Raw genomic sequence first — 9,181 nt, forward strand, 5'->3', positions numbered from 1 at the left:
GGCGGCCGGGAGGTCCCGCGGAGCGCTGCGAACGGCCCCGGACGGGCCGCTGGCGGCGGCGTGCGCGGCCCGCTACGGTCCGCCGCGCATGACCGTGCTCCCCGCCTGGCCCGACCCCCTGGCCCCAGTCCTCACCGGGACGCTCGTACGCCTCGAGCCGCTGGCCGCCGACCACGCCGACGAGCTGTTCGCGGCCTCGCGCGACCCTGCGGTCTGGCGCTGGATGCGCTCCTTCCCGGCGTCGCGCGAGAGCTTCGACGCGTGGCTCGAGGACGCGCTGCAGGCGGCCGCCGCGGGCACCGAGGTCCCGTTCGCGACGGTGCGGACGGACGACGGCACGGCCATCGGCTCCACGCGCTACCTCGCGCTGCGCCCCGACGATCGCGGCCTGGAGATCGGCTGGACCTGGCTGACCCCGTCGACGTGGCGCACGGGCGCGAACGTCGAGGCGAAGCTCCTGATGCTGCGCTACGCGTTCGAGACCCTGGGGTGCCTGCGCGTGGAGCTGAAGACCCACGCCGAGAACCAGCGCTCGCGCGACGCGATGCTCGCGATGGGCGCCTGGTTCGAGGGCATCCACCGCAAGCACCGGATCGTGCCGGGGATCGGGGTCCGGGACACCGCCTGGTTCAGCGTGATCGACGACGACTGGCCCGCGGTGCAGCGTCGACTGCGCTCGCGACTCGAGGCGCACCTGGGGTCCGGCGGGTAGCGTCCGCCGGACATGTGGGACGCCCTCAAGGTGCTGGCGGTCACCGGCGGGATCGGGGCCGCCACGCTGCCGCTGACCGGGGTGCTGCTGGCCGGCCTGCCGGGAGCCGGAGCGGGGATCTCCAGGCCGCTCGGACTGCTGCTGGCCGGCTTCGCCGTCTGGCTGATCGTGTCCGTCGGCGTCGTCCCGTACACGACGGTCACGGCCTGGTGCGCGGTCGGCGGGCTGTTCGCGGTGGGCCTTCGGGTGCGGCGCACCCGTCGCCGCGCGATGCGCGCCACCGGCGCCTCGCGCGCCACCCCCGAGGACCGCGCGCTGCTCCTCGGCGCCGAGGTGGTGTTCGTCGTGGCCTTCGTCCTCGGCTGCCTGCTGACCGCCTTCGCGCCCGACGTCGTGGGCACCGAGAAGCCGATGGACATGATGCTGCTCGACACGTCGATGACGTCGCGGCAGCTTCCGCCGCGCGACCTGTGGCTGGCGGGCGAGGAGCTCAACTACTACTACCTCGGGTCGTGGCTGCTCGGGTTCGTCATGAAGCTCGCGGCGGTCGCTCCCGACCGGGCGTACAACCTCGGGGTCGGGCTCGTGTTCGGTCTGTCCTGCAGCGCCGTGTTCGGCGTGGCCGGCGCGCTGGCCCGCGCGGTCGCCGGCGCGCGCCGAGCGGTGCCGGCTGCCGCGGTCGCCACCGGGTTCACGATGCTCGCCGGCAACCTGCAGGGGCTGAAGCTCGTGCTGGAGCACGACGGGCCGGTGCGCTCGCTGAACTGGTTCGCCGCCTCGCGCGTGACCCCGGGAGGAGCCGACGACTTCCCGTTCTTCGCGACGTTGCTCGGCGATCTGCACGCGCACCTGATCGCGGTTCCCTTCACCCTCGTGGTCGTCGGCCTCGCGATGCACGCGGCGGTGGCCGGGCCGCTGGCGGGATCACGAGCGGTCGCGGCGGCCCGGCTGGTGGTGGCCGCCGTGGCCCTGGGCGCGCTGTTCGCGATGCACACCTGGACCTACCCGGTCGCGCTCGTCCTCCTCCTGGCGTCGGGCGCGGTGGGCGTCGCCGCGCGGCGCACCCGCACCAGCACCAGCACCAGCACCAGGGGGTGCCACGTTCCAGCGACCCTCAGCGTCGCTGAAACGCCGCACCCCCCACGGCGCGCTGCGACCTGGGGTGGTTGGGCGCTCGCCGTGACGCTCGGCAGCGTCCTGCTCTACCTCCCGTTCCACCTGACGTTCGATCCGTCCCCGGGCGGGATCGGGCGCGTCACGGACCCGCCGTCCCTCCTCACGTTCCTGGAGCGCGTCGCCCTGACGCACGGCGTCCTGCTCGGGATCGTCGTGCTGGCCGCCGCGGTACGACTGCTCTCGGCCCGCCGGTCGCGCCGCGCGGGTCCGTCGCCGGCGGACGTGCTCCCGCTGGCGGGAACAGCCGCGTCGCAGCGGGCCACGCCCCGGCACCGCGCCGAGACCTTCCTCTGGCTCCTCGTCGCGCTGGGTGCCGGCTGCCTCCTGCTGCCCCAGTTCGTCTACGTCCGCGACGCCTTCGACGGCGGGCCCGACTACCGGTTCAACACCGTCTTCAAGTTCGGCTTCCAGGCCTGGCCGCTGCTCGGGGTGGCCTGCGGCGCGCTGGTGCTGCTGCTGCTCCAGGGGATCGGACGCCGCGCGGCGCCGATCGCCCTCGCGGCCCTGGCGGTCGCCGCCGTCGCCTCGTCCGTGTTCCCGGTCGCCGGGTCGATCGCCCGGACCGACGGCTTCGCCGGTCCGCCCCGCCTCGGCGGGCTGCGGTGGATGGAGCGCACCGCCCCCGGTGACGTCGCGGCGATCCGCTGGCTTCGCGAGCACGTCGACGCGGATGCCGTCGTACTCGAAGCCTCCGGCCCCGAGTACTCCTACGGGGGACGGATCGCGACGTTCAGCGGTCGCGCCACCGTGATCGCCTGGGCGGGACACGAGCTCGTGTGGGGGCAGCCGATCGGGACACGCGAGGCGGACGTGGCTGCCATCTACCGGGCGACCGACCCCGCCGTGGCCCTCGCGCTGCTCGAGCGCTACCGCGTCGACTACATCGTGCTCGGGGCCTACGAGCGCAGCACCGGCGCGCGTGCCGCGACCGTCGCGGCGCTGGGCCCGCGGGTGTTCACCGCGGGCGGGACGTCGATCCACCGCGTGGCCGCCACCTCGAGCCGCGACGTCACGCCATGACCCGCGCTCAGACCGGCCCCTCGCGGGCCGCCCGGGCGAGGTCCGCGAGCACGTCGCGCGACGGTCCGTGACGCCGGGCGCCGGGGTCCAGCACGTCACCGCCGCCGAGCACCCGTCGGGAGGCCACGTCGCACAGCACCACGCGATCCCACGCGGCGACGAGCACCTCGTCCTCGCAGCGCAGCTGGTGGAAGCGCCCGCCCAGGGACCCGACCTCGGCGGCGACCGCGCGCGCACCCGCGTGCAGCGTCACCGTCGCGCCGTGGTCGGGCCGGACGCCGTCGGCCAGCGCGACGTCGAGGACGCGGGTGCTCCGCACCGTGGCGTCCGGGCCCACCAGCGCCGCCCCGACGAGGACGTGCCCGGGGCCGGCGTCGTCGAGCCGCACCGTCACGCGCTCCCCCGCCACCGCTTCGGTGACGAACTCGTCGCGGACGGACAACGTCCCCACCGTGACCGCGTGCCCGGGCGGGAGGACCCGCAGCGCCATCCGGGTGCGAAGCGTGCCGCGCAGCAGGCCGCCGGTGACCGCCGTGCCGGCGCCCGGGGCGACCTCGACCTCCTCGACGTGCAGAACCGGGGGCCCAGCGGCGTCGAGGGCTCGCGTGCGGCGCGGACCACCCCCCAGGACGTCCACGAGCGCCGACGGGTCGAGCCCCTCGCGGGCCGACGTCACCAGCACGCCCGCGTCGTCGGCGACACCGTCCAGGGCTCGCGCCGCCTGCGCGCACGCGGCGGCCGACGACGACGCCAGGTCGGCGCAGGTCACGATCACGGCTCCGGCGCGCAGCCCCAGTGCGTGCAGCAGGGATGCCCACGCACGGGTCTCGTCCGTCACACCGACGTCGGCCGCCACGCACAGGACCTGCGCCCCGGTCGCGGCGAGCGCCGCCGGTAGGGCAGGGTCGATCCCGACGCCCCCGGGCAGGTGCAGCACGGTCAGTGCCTCCACCTGCGCGCTCCTGCCGCACCCCGACGCGCCCAGCAGCGCGACCGTGCGGGCGAGCACGGGGCGGCGGTCGGTCACGGTGACGACTCGGCGGTCCCGTCCGGCGGGGAGGGCACCGACTCGTGCTTCCAGGCCCCCTCCTCCTTCTTCCAGAACGGGGCCCGGTCCTTGAGGACGTCGATGATCTCCCGGGCGCCCAGGAACGCCTCCGGGCGGTGGGGCGCGCTGACCGCGACCAGCACCGACGCCTCGCCGAGCGCGACCCGCCCCACGCGATGCTCGACCGCCGCCGCGCACAGGCCGTGACGCTCGACCGCGGCGCCGGCGATCTCGCGCAGCACCGGCTCGGCCATCTCCACGTAGGCCTCGTAGTCGAGGAACGGGACCTCGCGCGTGCGCCCGTCGAACGTCACGACCGCGCCCGCCCGCGGGTCCGCCACGCGCGCGGCGATCGCCTCGAGCGACAGCGGCTCGTCGCGGACGGCGACGTGGATCCGCGCGGACGGCGCGTCCGGGGCGCCCCCGCTCACCGGCGGCACGAGCGCGAGCTCGTCGCCCGGGTGCAGGACCTGCTGGTCGAACGCGTACTCGCGGTTGACCGCCAGGACGAGCGACATCCCGTCGGGCGCCAGGTGCGCGAGCGCCGCGAGCGCATCGCTGACCCGGGCGCCGTCGGGCAGGTCGAGCTCGACCTCCGACCGACCGGCGGCCTCCTTGAGCCCGGCGAAGAGCTTCACGGTGACGTTCACCGCGCGAGCGTACCGAGCGACCGTCGATGGTCAGAGGCCGCGACGCACGTACACGTGCTCCCGCAGGGGGGCGAGCGGGGTGAACGGGGTCCGGTGCCAGTACCACCGCCACCAGTCCCGTGCCCCGACCCCCGTGTAGTGACGCCCCCACCCGACCCGCAGGTCCACGGAGATGCGCCGGTACCCGTCGAGCCGGGGCTCCAGCCGGCGGCTCACGTCCTCGGTGAGGATCAGGACGTCCGTGGCCGGGGTCGACGGGGCCGCGTACGCGACCGGCAGCTCGCGGAGATACCAGGCCCACGGGTACGAGGCGCCCGACCCCGGGTCCACCGCGACCGTGACCCGCCGCCCCTCGGTGGCTCGCAGGCGCGCGTCGGCCGCGCGGATCCGCTCGACCGCACGGGGCACCTCCGGACTGGTCTGGGTGGTGATCAGCAGCTCCCGCGGATCCTCCGGGTGCAGGACGTTCACCCGCACGTCGTTGTACGCCGTGGCGGCGAAGGCGAGCGCCGCGAGCACGATCCCGGCCCGTCCGAGCGTGCTCGCGCGCGCGGCCCACAGCACCTGCAGGCCGATCCCGGCCAGGAGCAGCAGGAGCAGCAGCGGATGGAGCACGAGCCACGCGAACCGCTCCCCCGCCCAGGAGTAGATCGCCAGCGAGCCGGCGCAACCCCAGACGAGGTACCCGGTCAACGCGCGCACGCGCGGGGAGATCACGTCGGTGAACCCGGTGATCCTTGCGCGCGGCCACCACCAGGACCGCAGCACGACCCCCGCGCCGAGCAGCCCGAGCCCCAGCGCCAGCGGCTCGTAGACCACCAGCAGGACGAGGTAGAAGAACCAGCGCTCGCCGCCGCGCCCGACCTCGTGCTGTCCGAGCCAGTAGCTCGGCCCCTCGTAGACGCCGTCCCACACGCCGCCCCAGTTGGCGCCGAAGCTCGAGAACAGGGCGACGTACACGACGGCGAACGCGAGCAGGCCGAGCGCCCAGGGCCGCCATCCGACCGAGCGCGCGGCCGTCAGCGTCCACGGCGCGCGGCCCGGGCGGCGGCCGCGATGCGCGACGAGCAGCGCCACGAGGTACGTGGCGACCACGAACCCGAAGATCAGGGTCGACTCCTTGACCGTGAACGACGCGGCCAGCAGTGCCAGCAGCGCGACGGGGTGCCACCGGCGCGGCGCGTCGAGCATCCGGGCGGCGATCACCACCATCGCCAGCGTGATCAACGCGATGTGCAGGTCCTCGCGCGCGAACCGCGAGTAGTAGAGGTAGCTCGGCCCGACCGCCAGGCCCGCGGCCGCGGTGAACGCGGCGAGCCGCCCGAGCTGCGCACGCAGGAAGTAGGGAAGCCCGACCATCACCGTCCCGGCCACCGCCGCGGGCAGGCGCGCGGTGACGTCGCCGACGCCCCCGATCGCGTACGCCAGCGCGGTCGCGTAGTACGTCCACGGACCGTGGAGCAGCGGGTCGTAGGCGTACGTGTGCTCGCGGGTGATCGTCGACCACGCGAAGTACGCGACCTGGCTCTCGTCGTGGTGGAACGCCCGGTCGCCGAGACCCACCAGGCGCAGCGCCAGCGCGAGCCCGAGCAGGAGCGCCCACGCCGCCGCCTCCCGGCGGCCCGTGTCCTCGCGCGGCGCATCCATGCGGGACATGATCACGGCAGGGGCGGCGTCTCGCACCACGCCGTGGGGTCCGTGGGGCGTAGGGCCCGCGGCAGTCCCCGGCCCGCCCCGGGCAGCTAGCCTGCGGCGCGTGCCCGCCTCGCTGCCCGTCCGCCTCCGTGCCCGGCTGTCCCGCGGCGTCCCGCCGCGCGCCGACCTCGTCGCACGCCACGTCGCGGGACGCTCGTTCGCCGACGTCGGGTGCATGTGGTCGGTCCACGGCGCGATCTCCTTCGCCGCCGAGGACGCGGGCGCCACCGAGGTCAGCGGCATGGACGTGATGGGGCAGACCGCGGAGTTCCAGGCCGAGCACGCCCGGCGCGGCTCGAAGATGCGCTTCGTGCAGGGCGACCTGCACGACGAGGTCGCGCTCGCGGGCCTGGGGGCGCACGACGTGGTCTGGTGCAGCGGCGTCCTCTACCACGCGCCCCACCCGCTCCTCACGCTCGAACGCCTGCGCAGCGTGACGCGCGAGACGCTGATCCTCGCGACCGAGACCATCCCCGAGCGCATCGGTCGCCGCAACGTCTGCGTGTTCGCCCCCGAGCCGGGCATCCACCCGACCCATACCGAGCCGTTCGACCCCGCCCGCGGCTACGTCAACTGGTACTGGGCGATCACCCCGAGCGCCTTGCGGGCGATGCTGGGGGCCGGCGGGTTCGAGATCACCGAGGAGCACCGGACCGCGTACCACACGACCGTCGTCGCGCAGGTCACCCGGCCCGGCTGAGCGACCGGCGCCCTTCGCTGCCCCGATCGCCGGGGCCGTGAGGCGCCACGAGCACGTCGCCCGCGCGCCCGCGGGCGTACCCTTCCCGCCATGGCCACCTCTCCTGAGCGCGAAGAGCGTCTGACCGTCGCCCCGATCGTCGGCCCGGACGACCCCCGGCACTTCACCGACAGCGGCATCGAGATCGCCCCGCTCTACACGGCGGCGGACGTGCCGGAGGACCTCGAGGAGCGCCTCGGCGCGCCGGGCGAGTTCCCGTACACGCGCGGGCCGCACAAGGAGATGTACCGCAAGCAGCTCTGGACGATGCGCCAGTACGCGGGCTACGCGTCGGCCAAGGAGTCCAACGAGCGCTACCGCTACCTGCTCTCCCGTGGCGGGACCGGCCTGTCGATGGCCTTCGACCTGCCGACCCAGCTGGGCCTGGACTCCGACAACCCGCGCTGCCTCGGCGAGGTCGGGCGCACGGGCGTCGCGATCGACACGATCGACGACATGCGCACCGCGTTCGACGGCATCCCGCTCGACCAGGTGTCGACGTCGATGACCATCAACGCGCCGGCGACCGTCCTGCTGTGCCTCTACCAGCTCGTCGGCGAGGAGCAGGGCGTCCCGAGCGAGAAGCTGCGGGGCACCACGCAGAACGACGTGCTCAAGGAGTACATCGCCCGCGGCAACTACATCTACCCGCCCGAGCCGACCATGCGGCTCACGACCGACCTGTTCGCCTACTGCAAGGACAACGTCCCCAAGTGGAACACGGTCTCGATCTCCGGCTACCACTTCCGTGAGAAGGGCTGCTCGGCCGTCCAGGAGGTCGCGTTCACCCTCTGCAGCGGCATCGCCTACGTGCAGGCCGCGGTCGACGCGGGCCTCGCGGTCGACGACTTCGCCCCGCGCCTGGCCTTCTTCTTCAACGGCCACAACAACGTCTTCCAGGAGGTCGCGAAGTTCCGCGCCGCCCGGCGGATGTGGGCGACGATCATGAAGGAGCGCTTCGGCGCCCAGAACCCGAAGTCGCTGATGCTGCGCTTCCACACGCAGACCGGCGGCGTGACCCTCACGGCCCAGCAGCCGGTCAACAACATCGTCCGCGTCGCTCTCCAGGGCTTCGCCGCGGTGTGCGGGGGCACGCAGTCCCTGCACACCAACGGCTACGACGAGGCGCTCGCGCTCCCCACCGAGGGCGCCGCCAAGACCGCGCTGCGCACCCAGCAGATCATCGGCCACGAGTCGGGGGCGACCGACACGGTCGACCCGTTCGCGGGCTCCTACTTCGTCGAGGCGCTGACCGCGGAGATCGAGTCGCGCGCCTACGACCTCATCGGCAAGGTGGACGAGCTCGGCGGCTCGGTCAACGCCATCGAGTTCATCACCGCGGAGATCGACGAGAGCGCCTGGGGCTACCAGGAGCGCTACCGGCTCGAGCAGGACATCGTCGTCGGCGTCAACAAGTTCGTCGAGGAGGAGCTCGAGGTGCCGGACCTCCTGCGCGTCGACCCGGAGTCCGAGCGCGAGCAGGTCGAGCGGCTCAAGGCCTTCAAGGAGAACCGCGACAAGGACCTCGTCGAGAAGCGCCTCGAGGAGCTGCGGGAGGCCGCGCGCGGCACCGACAACCTCGTGCCGTTCATCCGCGAGGCGCTGCGCGACCGCGCCTCGATGGGCGAGGTCTGCGGGGCGATGCAGGACGTCTTCGGGAAGTACCAGCCGAAGTTCTGACCAACGCGGGGCGCTCGCGGCGCCCCGGTCAGAGGGCGACCGGCTCGCGGCGCACGTCGCGAGCCGCGGGGTCCATCGGGGGCCATGGATCCGGGGGCGCGTCGGGTGGCCGCCAGCCGCCGTCGTCGTCCCCGCCGCCCGGCTCGTCGTCGGCGGACGGACCGCTCCCGGCCGCAGGGGCGCAGTACGCATGGCACACCACGTAGGCCTCCACCGCGAAGCCGATCGCCACGCAGCCTGCGAGCAGGGCGCCGCTCAGCGCAGCCACGGCGCCCGCGAGCCCGATCGCCAGCAGGAACGCCCGTTTGCGGGTCGACATGTGCCAGATGCTACGCACGTGGCGCAACGGGCCGTTCAGGCTCCGTAACCGCACCGGCTTGGAAGGAACCCGACGTCCGTGGTGGAAACCCGACGTGCGATGCCCGAAGCGACCGTCAAGCGAACCCTGGTGAAGAGCCCGC

Annotated in this window: 8 protein-coding genes; 4 read left to right on the forward strand and 4 right to left on the reverse strand. The window is 74.1% G+C overall.

The window, feature by feature from the left end:
• Positions 1–88: 88 nt before the first annotated feature.
• The gene (locus ABYE80_RS01230; protein ID WP_372788035.1) at positions 89–712 is read left to right on the forward strand and encodes a GNAT family N-acetyltransferase; all 624 of its coding nucleotides are present in this window, start codon (positions 89–91) and stop codon (positions 710–712) included.
• A gap of 12 nt (positions 713–724) precedes the next feature.
• Positions 725–2,908, forward strand: a complete 2,184-nt coding sequence (locus ABYE80_RS01235; protein WP_372788036.1) for a DUF2298 domain-containing protein — start codon at positions 725–727, stop codon at positions 2,906–2,908.
• 7 nt (positions 2,909–2,915) lie between these two features.
• On the opposite strand, the gene ABYE80_RS01240 is transcribed toward ABYE80_RS01235, so the two are convergent.
• Genes ABYE80_RS01240 through ABYE80_RS01250 form a run of 3 tightly spaced genes read right to left on the reverse strand, consistent with a single transcriptional unit; the run spans position 2,916 to position 6,253 of the window.
• Entirely contained in the window at positions 2,916–3,935 is a 1,020-nt protein-coding gene (locus ABYE80_RS01240) for a hypothetical protein (RefSeq protein WP_372788038.1), read from the reverse strand.
• Positions 3,932–4,606, reverse strand: coding sequence for a molybdenum cofactor biosynthesis protein MoaE (locus ABYE80_RS01245; protein WP_372788040.1), 675 nt, complete (start codon positions 4,604–4,606; stop codon positions 3,932–3,934). The genes ABYE80_RS01240 and ABYE80_RS01245 overlap by 4 nt, the downstream gene beginning before the upstream one ends.
• 30 nt (positions 4,607–4,636) lie before the next feature.
• Complete coding sequence (locus tag ABYE80_RS01250) at positions 4,637–6,253, reverse strand: flippase activity-associated protein Agl23 (protein ID WP_372788041.1); 1,617 nt, start codon at positions 6,251–6,253, stop codon at positions 4,637–4,639.
• A 109-nt stretch (positions 6,254–6,362) separates the two neighbouring features.
• On the opposite strand from ABYE80_RS01250, the gene ABYE80_RS01255 reads away from it, so the two are divergent.
• The gene (locus ABYE80_RS01255) at positions 6,363–7,001 is read left to right on the forward strand and encodes a class I SAM-dependent methyltransferase (RefSeq protein WP_372788043.1); all 639 of its coding nucleotides are present in this window, start codon (positions 6,363–6,365) and stop codon (positions 6,999–7,001) included.
• A 90-nt stretch (positions 7,002–7,091) separates the two neighbouring features.
• Positions 7,092–8,720: a methylmalonyl-CoA mutase gene (locus ABYE80_RS01260; RefSeq protein ID WP_372788045.1), complete on the forward strand. Its 1,629-nt coding sequence runs from the start codon at positions 7,092–7,094 to the stop codon at positions 8,718–8,720.
• Positions 8,721–8,748: 28 nt separating this feature from the next.
• Here ABYE80_RS01260 and ABYE80_RS01265 read toward each other — a convergent pair whose 3' ends face one another.
• Positions 8,749–9,039: a hypothetical protein gene (locus tag ABYE80_RS01265; RefSeq protein WP_372788047.1), complete on the reverse strand. Its 291-nt coding sequence runs from the start codon at positions 9,037–9,039 to the stop codon at positions 8,749–8,751.
• Between the last annotated feature and the right edge of the window lie 142 nt (positions 9,040–9,181).

It is taken from the genome of Paraconexibacter sp., from assembly GCF_041602235.1.
Lineage (GTDB): Bacteria > Actinomycetota > Thermoleophilia > Solirubrobacterales > Solirubrobacteraceae > Paraconexibacter.

What these genes read in the sequence shown, in the direction of transcription:
- ABYE80_RS01250 (WP_372788041.1), bottom strand. Translation starts at nt 6,253, where the DNA reads ATGGATGCGCCGCGCGAGGACACGGGCCGCCGGGAGGCGGCGGCGTGG.
- ABYE80_RS01230 (WP_372788035.1), top strand. Translation starts at nt 89, where the DNA reads ATGACCGTGCTCCCCGCCTGGCCCGACCCCCTGGCCCCAGTCCTCACC.
- ABYE80_RS01260 (WP_372788045.1), top strand. Translation starts at nt 7,092, where the DNA reads ATGGCCACCTCTCCTGAGCGCGAAGAGCGTCTGACCGTCGCCCCGATC.
- ABYE80_RS01265 (WP_372788047.1), bottom strand. Translation starts at nt 9,039, where the DNA reads ATGTCGACCCGCAAACGGGCGTTCCTGCTGGCGATCGGGCTCGCGGGC.
- ABYE80_RS01235 (WP_372788036.1), top strand. Translation starts at nt 725, where the DNA reads ATGTGGGACGCCCTCAAGGTGCTGGCGGTCACCGGCGGGATCGGGGCC.